Origin of the sequence: Yoonia sp. SS1-5 (genome assembly GCF_038443705.2) — a bacterium.
GTDB classification, from domain to species: Bacteria; Pseudomonadota; Alphaproteobacteria; order Rhodobacterales; family Rhodobacteraceae; genus Yoonia; species Yoonia rhodophyticola.
In genome coordinates this window covers 3,688,590-3,704,510 of sequence record NZ_CP151767.2, presented here as the reverse complement: position 1 = coordinate 3,704,510, position 15,921 = coordinate 3,688,590, and the positions used below count along the sequence as shown (strand labels likewise).

At 59.4% G+C, this 15,921-nt stretch carries 26 protein-coding genes; 18 read left to right on the top strand and 8 right to left on the bottom strand.

Annotated elements, in window-relative coordinates; translation table 11 throughout:
• Positions 1-11 precede the first annotated feature (11 nt).
• From AABB31_RS19765 to AABB31_RS19755, 3 genes are all read left to right on the top strand, one after another.
• Positions 12-860 (top strand): bifunctional helix-turn-helix domain-containing protein/methylated-DNA--[protein]-cysteine S-methyltransferase, encoded by an 849-nt coding sequence (locus AABB31_RS19765; protein WP_342076523.1) that lies wholly within the window; start codon positions 12-14, stop codon positions 858-860.
• 115 nt (positions 861-975) lie between these two features.
• Positions 976-1,632 (top strand): OmpA family protein, encoded by a 657-nt coding sequence (locus tag AABB31_RS19760; RefSeq protein WP_342076524.1) that lies wholly within the window; start codon positions 976-978, stop codon positions 1,630-1,632.
• Positions 1,633-1,736: 104 nt separating this feature from the next.
• Complete coding sequence (locus AABB31_RS19755) at positions 1,737-2,504, top strand: FCD domain-containing protein (RefSeq protein WP_342076525.1); 768 nt, start codon at positions 1,737-1,739, stop codon at positions 2,502-2,504.
• 10 nt (positions 2,505-2,514) lie between these two features.
• Here AABB31_RS19755 and AABB31_RS19750 read toward each other — a convergent pair whose 3' ends face one another.
• The 6 genes from AABB31_RS19750 to AABB31_RS19725 all read right to left on the bottom strand — a co-directional run bounded on the left by AABB31_RS19750 (position 2,515) and on the right by AABB31_RS19725 (position 5,943).
• Positions 2,515-3,258 carry a CPBP family intramembrane glutamic endopeptidase gene (locus AABB31_RS19750; RefSeq protein WP_342076526.1) on the bottom strand — a complete coding sequence of 248 codons (744 nt, stop codon included), beginning with the start codon at positions 3,256-3,258 and terminating at the stop codon, positions 2,515-2,517.
• 128 nt (positions 3,259-3,386) lie between these two features.
• Entirely contained in the window at positions 3,387-3,947 is a 561-nt protein-coding gene (locus tag AABB31_RS19745; RefSeq protein WP_342076527.1) for a F0F1 ATP synthase subunit B, read from the bottom strand.
• A 3-nt stretch (positions 3,948-3,950) separates the two neighbouring features.
• Positions 3,951-4,499: a F0F1 ATP synthase subunit B' gene (locus AABB31_RS19740; RefSeq protein ID WP_342076528.1), complete on the bottom strand. Its 549-nt coding sequence runs from the start codon at positions 4,497-4,499 to the stop codon at positions 3,951-3,953.
• Positions 4,500-4,582: 83 nt separating this feature from the next.
• Positions 4,583-4,807, bottom strand: a complete 225-nt coding sequence (locus AABB31_RS19735; protein WP_008233394.1) for a F0F1 ATP synthase subunit C — start codon at positions 4,805-4,807, stop codon at positions 4,583-4,585.
• Between the two features lie 58 nt (positions 4,808-4,865).
• Positions 4,866-5,618: a F0F1 ATP synthase subunit A gene (locus AABB31_RS19730; RefSeq protein WP_342076529.1), complete on the bottom strand. Its 753-nt coding sequence runs from the start codon at positions 5,616-5,618 to the stop codon at positions 4,866-4,868.
• Positions 5,608-5,943, bottom strand: a complete 336-nt coding sequence (locus AABB31_RS19725) for an AtpZ/AtpI family protein (RefSeq protein ID WP_342076530.1) — start codon at positions 5,941-5,943, stop codon at positions 5,608-5,610. The genes AABB31_RS19730 and AABB31_RS19725 overlap by 11 nt, the downstream gene beginning before the upstream one ends.
• A 207-nt stretch (positions 5,944-6,150) precedes the next feature.
• On the opposite strand from AABB31_RS19725, the gene AABB31_RS19720 reads away from it, so the two are divergent.
• Positions 6,151-6,480 (top strand): ArsR/SmtB family transcription factor, encoded by a 330-nt coding sequence (locus AABB31_RS19720; protein WP_373635187.1) that lies wholly within the window; start codon positions 6,151-6,153, stop codon positions 6,478-6,480.
• Between the two features lie 20 nt (positions 6,481-6,500).
• Here AABB31_RS19720 and AABB31_RS19715 read toward each other — a convergent pair whose 3' ends face one another.
• Entirely contained in the window at positions 6,501-7,376 is an 876-nt protein-coding gene (locus AABB31_RS19715) for a DMT family transporter (RefSeq protein WP_342076531.1), read from the bottom strand.
• Complete coding sequence (locus AABB31_RS19710) at positions 7,376-8,254, bottom strand: LysR family transcriptional regulator (protein WP_342076532.1); 879 nt, start codon at positions 8,252-8,254, stop codon at positions 7,376-7,378. The genes AABB31_RS19715 and AABB31_RS19710 overlap by 1 nt, the downstream gene beginning before the upstream one ends.
• A gap of 102 nt (positions 8,255-8,356) precedes the next feature.
• Between AABB31_RS19710 and AABB31_RS19705 the strand changes: the two genes are divergently transcribed.
• The 14 genes from AABB31_RS19705 to rimM all read left to right on the top strand — a co-directional run bounded on the left by AABB31_RS19705 (position 8,357) and on the right by rimM (position 15,895).
• Positions 8,357-8,893, top strand: coding sequence for an NAD(P)H-dependent oxidoreductase (locus AABB31_RS19705; RefSeq protein ID WP_342076533.1), 537 nt, complete (start codon positions 8,357-8,359; stop codon positions 8,891-8,893).
• A gap of 145 nt (positions 8,894-9,038) precedes the next feature.
• The gene (locus AABB31_RS19700) at positions 9,039-9,398 is read left to right on the top strand and encodes a hypothetical protein (RefSeq protein WP_342076534.1); all 360 of its coding nucleotides are present in this window, start codon (positions 9,039-9,041) and stop codon (positions 9,396-9,398) included.
• A 23-nt stretch (positions 9,399-9,421) separates the two neighbouring features.
• Positions 9,422-9,922: a hypothetical protein gene (locus AABB31_RS19695; protein WP_342076535.1), complete on the top strand. Its 501-nt coding sequence runs from the start codon at positions 9,422-9,424 to the stop codon at positions 9,920-9,922.
• A gap of 154 nt (positions 9,923-10,076) precedes the next feature.
• The gene (ffh, locus tag AABB31_RS19690; RefSeq protein WP_342076536.1) at positions 10,077-11,564 is read left to right on the top strand and encodes a signal recognition particle protein; all 1,488 of its coding nucleotides are present in this window, start codon (positions 10,077-10,079) and stop codon (positions 11,562-11,564) included.
• A gap of 41 nt (positions 11,565-11,605) precedes the next feature.
• On the top strand, positions 11,606-12,154 hold the full coding sequence (locus AABB31_RS19685; protein ID WP_342076537.1) for a GNAT family N-acetyltransferase: 549 nt from the start codon (positions 11,606-11,608) through the stop codon (positions 12,152-12,154).
• Positions 12,151-12,366: a hypothetical protein gene (locus tag AABB31_RS19680; protein WP_342076538.1), complete on the top strand. Its 216-nt coding sequence runs from the start codon at positions 12,151-12,153 to the stop codon at positions 12,364-12,366. The genes AABB31_RS19685 and AABB31_RS19680 overlap by 4 nt, the downstream gene beginning before the upstream one ends.
• A complete protein-coding gene (locus AABB31_RS19675; RefSeq protein WP_342076539.1) occupies positions 12,363-12,875 on the top strand; it encodes a GNAT family protein in 513 nt (170 codons plus the stop codon). Before AABB31_RS19680 ends, AABB31_RS19675 begins: the two co-directional genes overlap by 4 nt.
• On the top strand, positions 12,872-13,384 hold the full coding sequence (locus tag AABB31_RS19670; RefSeq protein WP_342076540.1) for a GNAT family N-acetyltransferase: 513 nt from the start codon (positions 12,872-12,874) through the stop codon (positions 13,382-13,384). Before AABB31_RS19675 ends, AABB31_RS19670 begins: the two co-directional genes overlap by 4 nt.
• Positions 13,381-13,881 (top strand): GNAT family N-acetyltransferase, encoded by a 501-nt coding sequence (locus AABB31_RS19665; RefSeq protein ID WP_373635182.1) that lies wholly within the window; start codon positions 13,381-13,383, stop codon positions 13,879-13,881. The genes AABB31_RS19670 and AABB31_RS19665 overlap by 4 nt, the downstream gene beginning before the upstream one ends.
• Positions 13,878-14,444, top strand: coding sequence for a GNAT family N-acetyltransferase (locus AABB31_RS19660; protein ID WP_373635180.1), 567 nt, complete (start codon positions 13,878-13,880; stop codon positions 14,442-14,444). The genes AABB31_RS19665 and AABB31_RS19660 overlap by 4 nt, the downstream gene beginning before the upstream one ends.
• Entirely contained in the window at positions 14,437-14,733 is a 297-nt protein-coding gene (locus AABB31_RS19655) for a chorismate mutase (protein WP_342076543.1), read from the top strand. Before AABB31_RS19660 ends, AABB31_RS19655 begins: the two co-directional genes overlap by 8 nt.
• A gap of 48 nt (positions 14,734-14,781) precedes the next feature.
• The gene (gene rpsP / locus AABB31_RS19650) at positions 14,782-15,186 is read left to right on the top strand and encodes a 30S ribosomal protein S16 (RefSeq protein ID WP_342076544.1); all 405 of its coding nucleotides are present in this window, start codon (positions 14,782-14,784) and stop codon (positions 15,184-15,186) included.
• A gap of 60 nt (positions 15,187-15,246) precedes the next feature.
• The gene (locus AABB31_RS19645) at positions 15,247-15,399 is read left to right on the top strand and encodes a hypothetical protein (protein ID WP_342076545.1); all 153 of its coding nucleotides are present in this window, start codon (positions 15,247-15,249) and stop codon (positions 15,397-15,399) included.
• Entirely contained in the window at positions 15,392-15,895 is a 504-nt protein-coding gene (gene rimM, locus AABB31_RS19640; RefSeq protein WP_342076546.1) for a ribosome maturation factor RimM, read from the top strand. The genes AABB31_RS19645 and rimM overlap by 8 nt, the downstream gene beginning before the upstream one ends.
• The last annotated feature ends 26 nt before the right edge of the window (positions 15,896-15,921 follow it).

The following is a 15,921-nucleotide window of genomic DNA, read 5'->3' as shown; positions in this document are numbered from 1 at the left end:
GCTTTGGGGACATGGAACAGACAGACACATATCACTACAACGTCATGCGGCGCGCCATCGCGGCCATTGACGCGGCGGGCGATCAGCCCCTGACGCTTGCCGATCTGGCGACGGACATGAACATGAGCCCGGCGCATTTCCAGCGCCTGTTTTCAACCTGGGTCGGGGTGTCACCAAAGCGATACCAGCAATATCTGACACTGGCCCATGCCAAGGCCCTGCTGCGGGATCGGTTCACCACGCTGGACACGGCCCATGCAGTGGGCCTCTCCGGCAGCGGGCGTCTGCATGACCTCTTTGTCCGCTGGGAAGCCATGAGCCCCGGTGACTATGCCCGGGACGGCGCCGATCTGACAATCCATTGGGGCTGGTTCGAAAGCCCGTTTGGCCCTGCATTGGTCATGGGCACAGCGCGCGGTATCTGCGGGCTGGCCTTTGCCGCGGAATCCGGCCCCGAACCGGCAATGGCCGACCTCAAGTCGCGCTGGCCGCAAGCAAATTTTGTCGAAGACGCCGGTTTCCTGACCCCCTGGGCGCAGGCCGCGCTCGGCCAGACGGGCGAAACGCAACTGCACATGATCGGCGCACCTTTTCAACTGAAAGTGTGGGAGGCGCTGCTGTCAATCCCATCGGGGCACGTGACAACCTATTCAGAGATCGCCCAATCCATCGGCAACCCCAAGGCCGTCAGGGCCGTTGGTACGGCCGTAGGCCGCAACCCCGTCAGTTGGCTGATCCCCTGCCACCGGGCATTGCGCAAATCAGGCGCGCTAGGCGGGTATCATTGGGGCCTTCCGGTCAAACGGGCCATGCTGGCATGGGAATCCGCGCGGATCGACGCACAAGCCGATATGTCATAACATCGGCGGAACCCTGCTAGTGCCGGATGCGTTATTGGATAGCAGCATGCTTTCCGGCATAAGCTGGCTACACAAAACGCGCGCAAGCGCACCCATATCAGTTGGAATCACGACCATGATCATTTCGAAACTTCCCCTCGCCATCGCTGCGGCATCTTTGACATTTGTTGCTGCCTGCGACCCGACCGGGCCAAACAGCAATCAGAACACGCAGCAAGGGGCAGCCATCGGCGCGATCGGCGGCGCTGTTGTCGGCGCGTTGGCCAACAATAACGGAAGCAATCGCGAACGGAACCAGGCCGCTTTGATCGGCGCCGCGCTGGGTGCTGGCGTGGGTGCTGCTGTGGGCAACAACCTCGACAAGCAGGCCGAAGAACTTCGCCGCCAGTTGCGCAATGATGTCGGTGTCTCCAACAATGGCAGCAATCTGGTTGTCGTTTTGTCGCAGGACCTGCTCTTTGCAACCAACAGCACTGCGGTCTCAAGCGTCTCCCAGAACGAGCTTCGGATTGTCGCAAACTCTCTGAACAACTATCCCAACACCGCTGTGAATGTCATCGGACACACAGATAACGTTGGTGACGCCGCATTTAACCAGGATCTGTCGCAGCGCCGCGCACAGGCCGTTTCCTCAATTCTGCTCAGCAATGGCGTCTCGCCCGCACGCGTACGCTCTATCGGGGCCGGTGAAAACCAGCCCGTTGCAAGCAACCTGAACGCCGCCGGGCGTCAGGCCAACCGGCGGGTCGAGATCATCATCACGCCAAACTGATCTCAGCAGACGCAAACAAGGGGGTCGCGCCCGGCGCGGCCCCTTTTTTGTTGTGAACCACCCCCGGCTGGTCATATAAATTGACCAATCAGGCGGGGAAGCAGATGCCATTCGAACCGGTCAGCCAGGAAAAATTATCGCATGGCGTTGTCCAGCAGATCGAGGGATTGATCCTGCGCGGCATTCTGCGCCCGGGCGAACGGCTCCCGTCCGAGCGCGAGCTCAGCGACCGGATGGGCGTGTCCCGCCCCTCTCTCCGCGAGGCGCTGGCAGATTTGCAGGAACGTGGGTTACTTGCATCACGTGCGGGGGCTGGGGTCTATGTCGCGGACGTCCTGGGATCGGCATTCTCGCCGGCACTGGTGACGCTATTCTCAGCCCATGACGACGCCGTATTTGACTATATCAGCTTCCGCCGCGACATGGAGGGGCTGGCCGCCGAACGTGCCGCCCGCCTGGCCAGCGATACGGACCTGAAGGTCGTCAACGCAATATTTGCCAAGATGGAAGCGGCGCATCAGAAACGCGACCCCGCCGATGAGGCAAGTCTGGATGCCGATTTTCACCTGTCGATCATCGAAGCCAGTCACAATATCATCATGCTCCATATGATGCGGTCGATGTATGAGTTGCTGCGCGAGGGGGTCTTTTACAATCGCTCCATCATGTTTCGGCAGCGGACCACGCGCGAGACGTTGCTGGAACAACACCGGGTGATCAACACGGCCTTGCAGGCCCGCGACCCGCTGGCTGCCCGCCAAGCGGTCGAGGCGCATCTGAACTTTGTCGAAGGGTCACTTTTTGATCAAAAAAAGGCCGCCCAGAACGAAGTGTTTGCACAAAAGCGGTTCGAACACGAGGCCCGGCGCTAGGGCCAGGACGCTAGGTCGCGGGCAGCCCGCGCCGCCAGATATCAACCCAAAGCCACAGCGCCAGCACGGCCTGGATCAGCACCCCGGTAACAGCAATCCCGTGGGTCACATCCCAGATTTGCCCCCCATAGACCGCAAGGTTCCACAGCGAATGCCACAGGATCAGGGGCCATAAGGTCCCGATGCGCAAGGCAATTGGGGCCAGAAAGAAACCCGCCAGAAAGGTAAAGGCCATCTGCTGCAGCGTGTTGGTCGCACTTTGCCCTGCAATACCGCTGGCCGCATGCATCAGGGCAAACAGCACCGTACTCAGCAACATCGCCTGCACCGGCGAGATCGCATGAAGCGCGCCGCGCAGAACAATGCCGCGGAACATCACCTCTTCCGAAAAGCCGATGCACAGGGTGGTCAGCGCCAGGATAAGCAAAACAGTTGGCATGGCGTCGTCTGCCCCTGCGGCCCATAGCGCGGGCCATAAATCAGCAAGCATGATGGTCAGGGTCAGATAGGACGGGGCCAGCCATAGAATTTCTTTTGCGCGCAAGGCTCCAAAGCCGATATCGCGCCACTGCACGGCACGACGGACCGTCAGCAGGCAGAGCCCAATCAGGCAAAGCTGAACCGCCAGAAGCCGCAGCAGCATCGCGGCAATCGCGGATGTCCCGTCATCAGGCCGGTATGCCCAGACCATCCCGACCGCGACGATCATGATATAGGCAAGTGCCGGCAGAACAGCTGCCCATATCCGCGGCATTCAAGATCCTTTGCTGCATGGCCCCGACATCAGACAAGAATGCCAAGGGCATGCTGTCAACGAATAAGCCCGGCTCTCCTGACGGGAACCGGGCAAGCTCGTAGGATGGATCTTGATCCATCCCTGTTCTAGTGCAGCTTCTCGCCTACAGTTGCGATTGCATCATCAATCATGGCACCGGTTGCAGCAGCATCCATCTGGTCCGCCATGACGTCCTTGGCTGCGGCAACGGCAACGGATATCGCCTGATCGCGCACATCTTTCACGGCGGCAGCCTGTGCAGATGCGATCTGCTCTTCGGCGGCAGCAAGACGGCGGGTAATGGACCTGGCAATGTCATCCTTGGCGGCGGCAGCAGCCTCGGTGGCTTCGTCCTTTGCAGATGCAACAATGCGGTCGGCCTGTTCCTGCACTTCTTTCTGCTTGCGCTCGTAGGTGGCCAGCAAAGACTGGGCCTCTTCGCGCAGGGCCTTGGCTTCGTCCAACTCTGCCTTGATGCCCTCGGCGCGCTTGTCCAGCATGCCGCCCACAAGGCCTGGCACTTTGTAATAGACAAGGATGCCTACGAAGATCAGGAAGGCAATCCAGACAACAAAATCTGTGTTCGCGAGCGAGAAGAATGGCTTGTCCCCGGCGGCAAATGCGGGGGTTGCACTCAATGCGGCAAGGGCGGTGATCAAATAGCGCATGTCCTACCCTTTCATCCGTGCATTCACGGCAGCCGTGATTGTTTTCGCATCGGCAGACCCGCCCATGGCAGCAACCAGTTCCTTGGTTGTGGCCTTGGCAACGTCGGTCACGCTTTTGACAGCACCGTCACGAATTTCGGCAATTGCGGCTTCGCTTTCGGCGGTCTTTGCCGCAATCTCTGCATCCGCCTTTTGCAACTCGACATCCAGTTCGGCCTGAATATCCGCCTTGGCAGCGGCCACGATCTTGGCGGCCTCCGCACGGGCATCAACCAGCGCCTTTTGATAGGTCGATTCGGCTTCGGCCGCCTTGTTCTTCAGCTCTTCCGCTGCAGCGATATCATTTGTGATCGTTCCTGAGCGCTCTGCCAAAACCGCGCCGATGCGGGGCAATGCAATACGGGACATCACGAAATAGATCGCGGCCAAGGTGACCAGCAGCCAGAAAATCTGGTTTGGGATCCAATCCGCGCAAAGCTGCGGCATGCCAAGGGCACTGCCCCCTGCATCGACGCAGGCGCCTGCTACGGCATCATGTGTTTCTGTCGCCATGGGTGGCTCCCGAATTCCTTGGAAAGTTTACCTGGTGGTGACGCGAAAGCCACCACCAAGACGTAAGGATATGGGTCGTGTTCTTAAACGGCGAACATCAACAGAAGCGATACGAGGAACGCAAAGATCCCCAGCGCTTCGGCAAATGCCAGACCGATGAACAATGTGGCCGTCTGGCCAGCAGCAGCAGATGGGTTGCGCAGCGCGCCTGCCAGGTAGTTGCCGGCAACGGTGCCAACACCGATAGCAGCGGCACCAGAGCCGATTGCAGCCAGACCAGCGCCGATATGTGCGAGTTCGCCTTCCATGAGTATTCTCCTTACGATTGGAAGTTAATTATGGGGCGGGTGATTTCACCCGCCGTCGTTAGTGTGCGGGGTGCAATGCATCTTTCAGATACACACAAGTCAGAATGGTAAAGACATACGCCTGAATACCGGCCACCAGAACCTCGAGCCCGTAGATGGCGGTAATGCCCAGGATCGCAACGGGGGACACCAGCGTCAGCGCCGCGAAGCCTGCGAATACTTTGATCACTGCGTGGCCGGCCATGATGTTGCCCGCCAAACGAATGGAGTGGCTCACCGGGCGCACGAAATAGGAAATCACCTCGATGACCGCAATGATCGGACGCAACACAGCCGGTGCATCAGACATCCAGAAGAGACCAAGAAAGGCAGCACCGTTCTTGACGAAGCCGAGAATTGTCACGGCGATAAACACGCCAAAACCAAGGATCGCAGTCACGGCAATCATTGATGTCGGGCTGTAGGACATCGGCAGCAACGCCAGGTAGTTGGCGAACAGGATGAACACAAACAATGTCATGATGTAGGGGAAGTACTTGACCCCATCCTTGCCGGTGACGTCTTCGACCATCTTGTAGATAAAGCCGTAAATCAGCTCGCCGATTGACTGCATCCGCGACGGGATGATGGCGCGACCTTTGCTGCCGAGCGCGAAAACCCCGATGATGCAGACAAGACCGATGAACATCCACAAGGTTACGTTTGTGACCGTGTACCAAGCAACCGGCCCGTCACCGAATAACGGCTTGACGATAAACTGGTCCAACGGATGGAAAACCAGACCACCTTCGGCTTTGTCTTCAGTCGCCACTTGCGTCACCCTTTTCTTCCGCAGCCGCTTGCTGCTTCATCTGCACCTCTTTGGCGGATCGCATCATGGTCAGAACACCGGCTGCGAGGCCAAAAAATATAAACAGCACCAGAAAAATCGGCATGGTCCCAAACAAGGTATCCAGCCCGTATCCGATGCCAAAGCCAATCGCGAGACCAGCTACAAGCTCTATCACCATCCGCCAGGCAAGCTGCGCCTGAGAGTAGTGTTCCTCTGCGTGGTCCTTGATCTGCTCTGGCGTTTTCAGCGCTTTGATTTTCTCTTCCAGCGCTGTGAGGCGGTCAGGATCGAGATCATCAGACATGCAATTGGACCCTTGAAAGGATGTGCATGGTCTAGGGTCGCGACCGCACAGAGTCAAGCAAACGAAAAACGCCTGCAAGATGTTGTTTTTTATGAGTATTTATGGCGAGATGATATGTAGGTTTGCATCCAAGCCGGGCCCATTCGCGCGAGCTGGATATTCAACCATTTGGTTGACGTTTCGCGGCATTCCGCCTTAATCGCATCCATGGCCCCTGCTCTTGATACCGTCTTTGCGGCCCTTGCCGATCCGACCCGCCGCGCCATTCTGTCGATGCTGCTGGAAGATGATATGGCCGTGACGGATGTGGCAGAGCCATTTGCGATATCCCTGGCCGCGATCTCCAAACATCTTGGTGTGCTTACGGCTGCAGGGTTGATCAGCCAGGAAAAGCGCGGACGCGTGAAATGGTGCAAACTTGAACCAGACGCGCTGCGCGAGGCATCGGTCTGGATGCAAGGATTTGGTCAGATGGAACCTCTGGACCTGGACCAGTTCGAGGCTTTTCTGGCCCGCGAACTGGATGCGCCATCATAAACGGGGCATGCCGCGCTTTTTTATGCCCGCAGCAACATGATCAGCGCCACCACTGTCAGCCCGAGGCCGATCAGCACAAGTGCGGGCGGCGGCATGCCGCCGAGCCCGATTTCCCAGACAATAACCCACGATGGCGTCAGATAGGTATAGGCCATGACTTTGGAGCTTGGCAGACGCAGCGTCGCAAATTGCAACAGCGTGAATGTTGCCGCACTGGCGAAAATGGCCGTGTAGCCGATCGTCACCCAGACGATGGCGGGCAGGCCTGTCCACGGCGTGTCCCGAAGATCCGTCCACCCCCAGAGGCTGAGCATGATGGCCCCTGCCAGCAATGTTCCGAATGTAAAGACCAGTGCAGGTTCTCCCCGGTTCAACAGGCGCACCAGAGGTGTATAAATCGCGTGCGCAACGCAGCCCCAAAAGTAGATCAGCTCTCCCTGCCCGATTTCAAATCGCATGAGGGCCGCAAAGTCTGCCCGAAAGATCACCCAAAGCGCGCCAATTGCGCCGATCCCAAGTGCTGCCGCCATCCGGGCTGTCAGCACCTGGCGCAACAGCAAATACCCAAAACCCGCGCTGAGTATGGGTGTCAGCGTAAACACCGCCGCCGCGCTGACCGGTGGCGCCGTCTTGAGCCCTTCGAACATCAGTACGAAATAGGTGGTGAAAAAGCCGGCCAGCACAATGTAGCGCCATGGCGCATCCAAGGCCGCGCGCCGCGCACCGCCCGTTGCGACGACGGCCAGCCCAATGACCAGAACCGCGATCCAGAACCGGACCGCATTGAGCGCAAGCGGCGATATGGCATTGGCCGCCAACGCGCCCAGCGCAAAAGATCCTGCCACCAGCATCGAAAACAGCAACATGGCCAGATGCCCGGCCCGTGCGCCTGTCATCAGTTTTTGGCCGGTTTGACGTGATCCTTGAGGAACCGCAGGAATGCCTGCACCTTTGTGGTCCGGTGCAGGTCGACATGTGTCACCAGCCATAGCGGCGCGGCCCATTCCTCATGCCGTGGAATGACTTCTGTCAGTTCCGGGTGCCGGTCGAGTTCTTGCGACAAGACAAATCCGATCCCGGCGCCAGCCACAATCGCATCCATCATGTTGCGGTTATCCGTCGCCCGGTAGGTCAACCGATCTGCGCTGACGACACCGCGCAGCCAGCGCACAAAGGGAGCGCGATGGTTGTCGTCGTCATGGCTGACGAACAGATGGTTCTGCAGGTCGTCGACCCCATTGGGCTTGCCATGCCGGGCGATATATGTGTCAGACGCGACAAGTGCCATTTGCTGGGACATGAAGGGTTGCACCACATTGTCAGGTTCTTCCGGCATTGCACCGGCCCTGATCGCGACATGCGCCTCGCCATATTCCAGCCGAAAGACCCGCTCGCCCGTTCGGTATCTGACGCGCACTTCGGGATGGGCGACCTGAAATGCTACAAGGATGGGCGTCAGCATCCGCGAGGCCATCCCAAGCGAGGTCACAACCAGATCGCCTGACACCCCCTCGCCCTGTCCCCTGATCCGCCCGGCCAGCTGGGTGAACTGGTCATCGGTGGCCTGTGCGACCTGCAGCAGGTCCTGGCCGGCTTCGGTTGCTGTATATCCGCGCGCATGCCGCTGAAACAACTTGACGCCCAGCCGGGTTTCCAGCGCATCAATATGACGGATCACAGTGGCATGGTGCACCCCAAGCTGCTCGGCCGCGCCGCTGACTGTTCCCTTGCGGGCAACCTGAAAGGCGGTGCGGATTTCATCCCAATTGTCCATTGCAGTCCTGTGCGCTGATAAACATATATTGTTAAATTACCGGCATTTCGTTCGCAGATGCAAGTGTGTAGTTCGGGTACATTCGGAAAATTGGAGCATCCCATGTCAACAATCCTGCATATCAACGCCTCTGGCGTCACTGACGGCTCTGTCAGTCGCGCTGCAACGAACCGCCTGATCGCCAATCTGAACCCAACCCGTGTCATCACCCGTGATCTGGCCGCAACCCCGCTGCCACAGATTGACAGCGCATGGATCAACGCGCGGCTCGTCCCGGCGGATGATCAATCCGCTGACGATCAGGCGATCCTTGCGCTGTCTGATGTGCTGATCGCCGAATTGCAGGCCGCCGACACCGTTGTCATCGGCATGCCGATCTACAATTTTGGGATGCCGGCCGCACTCAAGGCGTGGATTGACCTGATCGCCCGCCCGAAGGTCACATTTGCCTATACGGCAAATGGGCCTGTCGGCCTGCTGGAGAACAAGCGCGCCATCGTTGCCGTCGCCTCTGGCGGGGTTCCGGTCGATAGCGCACTGGATTTCGCAACACCCCATCTGCGGCAGGTTCTGCAGTTTGTTGGCATCTCGGATATCAGCGTGCATGTCGCCAAAGAGTTGCTGGATCAAGCCGCCTGACGGGAACCGGGCCTCATACGACACCGCACCATGCGCCGGAGCTGCTGTGCCAGGCACTGAAGCTCCGGGCAGCAATTTTTTGGACCATGGCCAACCCTGATGAACATATCATGGACATCGCGCTGCGGGCGCTATGTCCTGCTTCATGAAAACAGCATCCACATACCTCACCACTTTGCGCGCAGCGCTGACAATTGCGTTTCTCTATTTCGGGTTGCGCAAGCTGGGGAGTTTTCCAACAGATGTAGCGATTTATGAGGCCATCGGTTTTGGGCAGTTCCCCCGCTACATCACCGGTTCGGTCGAGGTGGCAGGTGCTGCCCTACTATGGATACGCGGTGCGGAAGGCTATGCGGGCCTGCTGCTACTCGCGACCATGCTGGTCGGGCTCAGCGCGCTGCTGATCTGGGTCGGCCCGCCCTATTGGCATATGGTCCTGCTGATTTTGGGGACGGGTGCCATCGCCTGGGCCTATCGGGCGCAGCCGCTGAAGTTGATCCGCTAGATTGCACCCTGTAGCTGTCGGGTATGAAGATTGTCCGCAATACGTCAGATCAGTTGATCCTGCGTTTCATGCCACGGCTCTTGGCCGCCATGCTATCCGCCTTTCTTTTGGGATCGGTGGCGTTTGGATTGAACGCACTTTTTGCCGGGGACGGCCAAGGCATCCTGTGGGGGCTTTTGTTGATCCCGCTTATTCTGGCCGGGCTGATGGCCGGCTTCATCCGGCGAGACGAAGTCATCCTTGATCGTAGCCGGGACCTGTTGGAAATGCGGCATTCAACGTTTCTGGGGCGCAGAAAGGTGCGGCATAAGCTGCAAAATCTGGACCGCGCGATCCTGCAGACGAACCGCAGCAAGGGCAATGCGACGACATACCGGGTGGCACTGATCCTCAAGGCTGGGATGGATGCAGGCACCCACCCCGCCACCCCAATCTATCAAAGCGGTAATGGCGCCGCACGGGCGGTCGAAACGATCAATCAGTGGCTCTCGACATCTGTTGACTCGAACCAGTCGCAGGCGTAAACGCCCCGTATACCCGGATAGCGCCAGCTTTCCGGTCCCCGAAACCTAGGGGATCGCCCTCCGTCAGCGCGTTGCGCCCACGGGGGCGCTACTGCTTTTTGCAAGGCGTTCTTATATAGGCCTTGTAACCGAAACGAGACGAGGGCCCTGGCCGATGTTTGAAAATCTATCCGAACGCCTTTCCGGTGTTTTCGACAAGCTGACCAAACAAGGGGCGTTGTCGGAGGATGACGTCAAGACCGCACTGCGCGAAGTGCGCGTGGCATTGCTGGAGGCTGACGTATCACTCCCCGTTGCCCGTGACTTTGTAAAAGCGGTGCAGGAAAAGGCCACCGGCCAAGCCGTGACCAAGTCGATCACGCCCGGCCAGCAGGTCGTCAAGATCGTGCATGACGAATTGCAACATGTGCTGACCGGCGATGATGATCCGGGTGCGTTGAAGATCGACAACCCGCCCGCCCCGATCCTGATGGTCGGTTTGCAGGGGTCTGGTAAGACGACAACAACCGCCAAGCTGGCCAAACGCCTGAAGGAAAAAGAGGGCAAGCGCGTGCTGATGGCCTCGCTTGACACCAACCGCCCTGCCGCGATGGAGCAGTTGGCGATTTTGGGCGGTCAGATCGGTGTGGACACCCTGCCGATTGTACCCGGCGAAACACCGGTGCAGATTGCCAAACGGGCCAAAACACAGGCCAGCCTTGGCGGCTATGATGTCTATATGCTCGACACTGCAGGCCGGTTACATATTGACGCCGAACTGATCGCGCAGGCGGCCGAAGTCCGCGATGTGGCCAACCCGCGCGAGACGCTGCTGGTTGTTGACGGTCTGACCGGTCAGGACGCGGTGAATGTCGCGCAGGAATTCGACGACAAGATCGGCGTATCAGGCGTCGTCCTGACCCGGATGGACGGTGACGGGCGCGGCGGTGCGGCCCTGTCGATGCGGGCGATCACCGGCAAACCGATCCGCTTTGTCGGCCTCGGCGAAAAGATGGACGCGATTGAAACGTTCGAGCCCGACCGGATCGCAGGCCGCATCCTTGGCATGGGCGACATCGTGGCCTTGGTTGAAAAGGCGCAGGAAACCATCGAGGCCGAGCAGGCCGAAAAGATGATGAAACGGTTCCAGAAGGGCCGGTTCAACATGAACGACCTGAAAATGCAGCTTGAACAGATGATGAAGATGGGCGGCATGGAAGGCATGATGGGCATGATGCCCGGGGCGGCCAAGATGGGGAAACAGATGGCTGCTGCTGGCATGGATGACGGTATCCTCAAACGCCAGATCGCGTTGATCAATTCCATGACCAAAAAGGAACGGGCCAACCCGGATCTGCTTGCCGCCAGTCGGAAAAAACGGATTGCCAAAGGGGCCGGTCTGGAAGTGTCCGAACTCAACAAACTGGTCAAACAGCACAAGCAGATGGCCGGCATGATGAAGAAAATGGGCAAGGGCGGCATGCTGAAACAGGCCATGAAAGGCATGTTGGGCAAAGGCGGCGGCATGCCTGATATGAACGACCCCAAGGCCATGGAAGAAGCCGCGAAAGCGCTGCAAGGGAAAATGCCCGGCGGCATGCCCGGGCTTGGCGGTGGCATGCAGCTTCCTCCCGGGCTTTCCGGTTTCGGGAAAAAGAAATGATACCGGCCTCCCGCACCAACGGACAAGGGGCGTGCGCATAGATGACCCCTGCCCCAACCCTGACCACGTCCCGGCTGATCCTGCGTGGCCCGCAAAAGCGGGACCTTGCGCCATTTACCAAATGGCTCACGGAATCCGAGCGGATGGACCAGCTTGGCGGAAACGACACCGTCGGCAATGCCTGGCGTGGCTTTCTGGCAGGTATCGGGCATTGGAACTGGCACGGATACGGGTTTTTCACGGTGACCGAGCGCAGGACGGGCGTCGCGACAGGTCGGGTCGGCATCCTGAACCATGTCGAATGGCCCCAGCCCGAACTGGCATGGCACATGTTCGATGGGTTCGAGGGCCGATCATACGCGTTCGAGGCTGCATGCGCGGTCCGTGATTGGGCTGGCCGGACGCTGGGCCTTGAACCGTTGATTTCTCTTATTGCGCCGGGCAACACGCGCTCGCTGGCGCTGGCGACCCGGTTGGGATGTGTGGAAGAAGGTCGCGAAATGGTGCAGGACGAAGCAGTCATCATGTTCCGCCATTTGCGTCACGACGACCCGCGCGCAGAAGCTCAGGCCGCAGGCGCAATCGCATGACCTTCCCGACACTGCATACACAGCGGCTAACGCTGCGCCTGCCACGGACGGATAACCTGCCCGCCTTTGCAGCTTTTTGCGGCCCTGACCGGACCCGCTTTGCGGGTGGCCCGATCACTGATGCAAAAGCTGTGTCGAGGGCCTGGGGACACGCCGCCAAGCCCGGTGATGGCCCCGATCACGTCCATCGCTTTGTTGCGGGGGCCGCATGACCCCGAGATTGACGACAGACCGGCTGATCCTGCGGCGGCCCGTCCCGGCGGACTGGCAGCGATATCATGACTTCATGATGTCTGAACGCGCTGCATTCTTTGGCAGCAGCGAAAACCTGGCCGCGACATGGAAAACCTTTGCCGCCGAACTCGGCCATTGGGAGATGTTCGGATGCGGCATGTGGGCCGTCACCTATGCCAACAGCGATCTGATTATCGGCTTGGTCGGCCCATGGTGCCCACCGCATTGGCCGGAACGGGAAATCGGCTGGATGATCCTTGACGCCGAGGCCGAGGGCAAAGGCATCGCGACAGAGGCCGCCCGGGCCGCCATTGCGCATGCGTTTGATGGTCTGGGCTGGCAAACGGCGGTCAGCTATGTCTGGCCCGACAATACCCGATCCATCCGGCTGGCTGAAAAGCTGGGCGCGGTGCTTGATCCTGCCGCAACCGGCCCCACGCCCGAGACGCTCGTCTTTCGCCATGCAAATTCGCAGGTGGCCGCATGATCCCTGTGTTGCAAACTGATCGGCTGACGCTGCGCGCACCGTGCGCAGATGATTTCGAGGCCTATGCGGCGTTTCGTGGATCAGCACGCGCCAAGCCTTTGGGCGGCCCATTCACACGTGCGCAGGCCTTCACCCAACTGGCCGAGATCATCGGGCACTGGACCTTGCGGGGCTATGGCCGGTGGATCATTGCGGATCGCGTGGATGACAAACCGCTTGGCGTGGTGGGGCTTTTCTATCCCGAGGACTGGCCAGAGCCGGAAATCGCATGGTCGGTCTTTGCGCAGGGCGAAGGACGTGGGCTGGCCTATGAGGCTGCATGCGCCGCACGCCACTATGCCTATGATACTTTGGGCTGGACAACCGCGATCACCCTTGTTGATCCATCCAACACCCGTTCAGTAGCATTGGCCAAGCGGATGGGCTGCCAGCCCGATGGCGTTTATGATCATCCCACCTACGGGGCGATGCATCTGTGGCGCCACCCCGGACCGGGGGCCATCACATGATCCCGACCTTGCAAACCGAGCGGCTGATTTTGCGGCCCTATCGCCGCGCTGATTTCACGCCTTACGCTGCGTTCTTTGCGAGCCCACGATCGGGGCATATGGGCGGGCCAATCGACCGGGATGCGGCCTGGACCTGGTTTACAAATGATATTGCCGCCTGGGCGCTCTACGGGTTCGGAACATTGGCGGTCGAACTTAACGGGCAGATGGCCGGGGCTGTCGGGCTGGTCCATCCGCCCGACTTCCCCGAACCGGAATGCGGCTGGTTCATCTTTGATGGCTATGTCGGCGCGGGCCTCGCAACAGAGGCAGGCCGGGCAATGATTGATCATACATTCGCCACCACCCGGTTGGACAGTATCGTCAGCTATATCGGTCAGACCAACGCAGCCTCGATCCGGGTCGCCGAAAAGCTGGGCGGCGTTCACGATCAGGATGCCGAAACACCCCCCTATGACGGGACCTTGGTTTATCGCTACCGGCGAGGTGAAGGATGAGCGTCTGGACCAAGGCACCAATCAACGGGGCGCAACAGATCGCCTTGCTGCAGGCCGCCGTGCCCGTGATCGAAACGGCGCGGCTGACGCTGCGCCTGCCGCAGATAGATGACTGGGCGATCCTCGAGCCGATCTGGACCAGCGACCGGTCGCGGCATTTTGGCGGACCATTCACGCCGGAAGATGCCTGGCTGGATTTCAATCAGCTGGTTGCGGGATGGGTCCTGCGCGGCCACGGGGCATTGACCATCTGCACCAAGGACGGGGCGGTTCAGGGGATGGTCTTGCTGGGCCATGAATTCGGTGATCCGGATGCAGAACTTGGCTGGCTGCTGACCGCAGATGCCGAGGGGCACGGATATGCCAGCGAAGCCGCCGCAGCGCTGCTGCCGCTTTGCCGCAAGATTTATGGGGCTGACTTTGTCAGCTACATTGCCGAGGCCAATACCGCCTCCATCCGCATCGCTGAAAGGCTGGGGGCGATCAAAGACGCGCCACATCCGCGCCGCAGCGACGATGTGGTCACCTATCTCTATCCGTTGAAAGGAGGCAGCAATGACTGATGCTGTAACCCGGGCCGCCGATATTCTCAAAGGACATCGCGAAAGCATTGACCGGCTTGACGCAATCCTTGTCTACACGTTGGGCGAGCGGTTCAAGCACACGCAGGCCGTCGGGCGGCTGAAGGCCGACCATGCGCTGCCCCCTTCCGATCCCGCGCGCGAAGCCGCACAAATCGCGCGCCTCACCGATCTTGCAAACCGGGCCGATCTCGACCCGGAATTTGCCAAGAAATTCCTGAACTTCATCATTCAGGAAGTCATCCATCACCACAAGAAACACCAATCGTAGGATGGATCTTGATCCATCCACCCCAACCATCACCAAGGAGAAAATCAGATGGCTATGAAAATCCGGCTCGCCCGTGGCGGCTCAAAGAAACGTCCATTCTATGCAATTGTGGCCGCCGACAGCCGCATGCCGCGCGACGGGCGCTTTATCGAAAAGCTGGGCACATATAACCCCATGCTGCCCAAAGACAGCGAAGAGCGTGTCAAAATGAACATGGAGCGCGTCAAATACTGGTTGGGCGAAGGCGCACAGCCAACAGACCGCGTATCACGCATGCTCGAAGCCGCAGGCGAGTTGCCCAAGAAAGAGCGCAGCAACCCCAAGAAAGGGACGCCCGGCAAGGCCGCGCAGGCCCGCGCAGACGAGAAGGCAGAGAAAGCTAAGGCTGCAGAAGAAGCCGCCAACGCCCCTGCGGAAGAGCCTGCAGCAGAAGAAGCCGCGGCAGAAGAATAAGCCGTCACGCGTTGCCCGGAATACATCCGGGCAACGCCATTTTATTGCAGATGAGGATACATGTTTCGCCTGCTGCGCCTGATCATGTTCACGATGTTCGCATTTGTCGCGGGTGTCTTTTATGAACGCAGCAACGCCCGCACAGCATGTGAGGGGGGCGGCGGATTATGGATCGACACCATTTGCGTCGGATCGGAGCTGATCAATGACTGATCGTGTGATTGTCGGATCGCTGGGTGGGTCCTTCGGGGTTCACGGCGAAGTCAGGTTGAAATCCTTTTGCGCCGATCCGCAGGCGATTGCCGATTACACCCCGCTCTACACCGAAGACGGGCAGGTCTTTGCGCAATTGATCCTGACCGGACAGCTAAAGAACGGCTTTTCGGCCCGACTTGATGGGGTGGTCACCAAGGAAGATGCCGACAGGCTGCGGAACACAACGCTGCACGCGGATCGGGCAAAAATGCCCGCCCTTCCCGATGATGAATATTATTATGCCGATCTGATTGGCCTGACCGTACTTGATACGGGTGGGGCCACGCTTGGCACGATCAGGAATGTCGTTGATCACGGGGCGGGGGATTTGTTGGAAATTGCAGCCCCCGGCCAGTCCGACACGATTTTACTGCCGTTTACACAGGCCGCCGTTCCGACCGTTGATCTGGCGGGCAAGCGGGTCGTGGCGGACCCGCCCGACGGGCTGTTCTGACAACCGCAGCTTTGGCCCGGGCCGAA

Bases quoted from the DNA above. Each gene is read 5' to 3' on its own strand.
- AABB31_RS19765 (WP_342076523.1), top strand. From the start codon at position 12: ATGGAACAGACAGACACATATCACTACAACGTCATGCGGCGCGCCATC.
- AABB31_RS19760 (WP_342076524.1), top strand. From the start codon at position 976: ATGATCATTTCGAAACTTCCCCTCGCCATCGCTGCGGCATCTTTGACA.
- AABB31_RS19755 (WP_342076525.1), top strand. From the start codon at position 1,737: ATGCCATTCGAACCGGTCAGCCAGGAAAAATTATCGCATGGCGTTGTC.
- AABB31_RS19750 (WP_342076526.1), bottom strand. From the start codon at position 3,258: ATGCCGCGGATATGGGCAGCTGTTCTGCCGGCACTTGCCTATATCATG.
- AABB31_RS19745 (WP_342076527.1), bottom strand. From the start codon at position 3,947: ATGCGCTATTTGATCACCGCCCTTGCCGCATTGAGTGCAACCCCCGCA.
- AABB31_RS19740 (WP_342076528.1), bottom strand. From the start codon at position 4,499: ATGGCGACAGAAACACATGATGCCGTAGCAGGCGCCTGCGTCGATGCA.
- AABB31_RS19735 (WP_008233394.1), bottom strand. From the start codon at position 4,807: ATGGAAGGCGAACTCGCACATATCGGCGCTGGTCTGGCTGCAATCGGC.
- AABB31_RS19725 (WP_342076530.1), bottom strand. From the start codon at position 5,943: ATGTCTGATGATCTCGATCCTGACCGCCTCACAGCGCTGGAAGAGAAA.
- AABB31_RS19720 (WP_373635187.1), top strand. From the start codon at position 6,151: ATGGCCCCTGCTCTTGATACCGTCTTTGCGGCCCTTGCCGATCCGACC.
- AABB31_RS19715 (WP_342076531.1), bottom strand. From the start codon at position 7,376: ATGACAGGCGCACGGGCCGGGCATCTGGCCATGTTGCTGTTTTCGATG.
- AABB31_RS19710 (WP_342076532.1), bottom strand. From the start codon at position 8,254: ATGGACAATTGGGATGAAATCCGCACCGCCTTTCAGGTTGCCCGCAAG.
- AABB31_RS19705 (WP_342076533.1), top strand. From the start codon at position 8,357: ATGTCAACAATCCTGCATATCAACGCCTCTGGCGTCACTGACGGCTCT.
- AABB31_RS19700 (WP_342076534.1), top strand. From the start codon at position 9,039: ATGAAAACAGCATCCACATACCTCACCACTTTGCGCGCAGCGCTGACA.
- AABB31_RS19695 (WP_342076535.1), top strand. From the start codon at position 9,422: ATGAAGATTGTCCGCAATACGTCAGATCAGTTGATCCTGCGTTTCATG.
- ffh (WP_342076536.1), top strand. From the start codon at position 10,077: ATGTTTGAAAATCTATCCGAACGCCTTTCCGGTGTTTTCGACAAGCTG.
- AABB31_RS19685 (WP_342076537.1), top strand. From the start codon at position 11,606: ATGACCCCTGCCCCAACCCTGACCACGTCCCGGCTGATCCTGCGTGGC.
- AABB31_RS19680 (WP_342076538.1), top strand. From the start codon at position 12,151: ATGACCTTCCCGACACTGCATACACAGCGGCTAACGCTGCGCCTGCCA.
- AABB31_RS19675 (WP_342076539.1), top strand. From the start codon at position 12,363: ATGACCCCGAGATTGACGACAGACCGGCTGATCCTGCGGCGGCCCGTC.
- AABB31_RS19670 (WP_342076540.1), top strand. From the start codon at position 12,872: ATGATCCCTGTGTTGCAAACTGATCGGCTGACGCTGCGCGCACCGTGC.
- AABB31_RS19665 (WP_373635182.1), top strand. From the start codon at position 13,381: ATGATCCCGACCTTGCAAACCGAGCGGCTGATTTTGCGGCCCTATCGC.
- AABB31_RS19660 (WP_373635180.1), top strand. From the start codon at position 13,878: ATGAGCGTCTGGACCAAGGCACCAATCAACGGGGCGCAACAGATCGCC.
- AABB31_RS19655 (WP_342076543.1), top strand. From the start codon at position 14,437: ATGACTGATGCTGTAACCCGGGCCGCCGATATTCTCAAAGGACATCGC.
- rpsP (WP_342076544.1), top strand. From the start codon at position 14,782: ATGGCTATGAAAATCCGGCTCGCCCGTGGCGGCTCAAAGAAACGTCCA.
- AABB31_RS19645 (WP_342076545.1), top strand. From the start codon at position 15,247: ATGTTTCGCCTGCTGCGCCTGATCATGTTCACGATGTTCGCATTTGTC.
- rimM (WP_342076546.1), top strand. From the start codon at position 15,392: ATGACTGATCGTGTGATTGTCGGATCGCTGGGTGGGTCCTTCGGGGTT.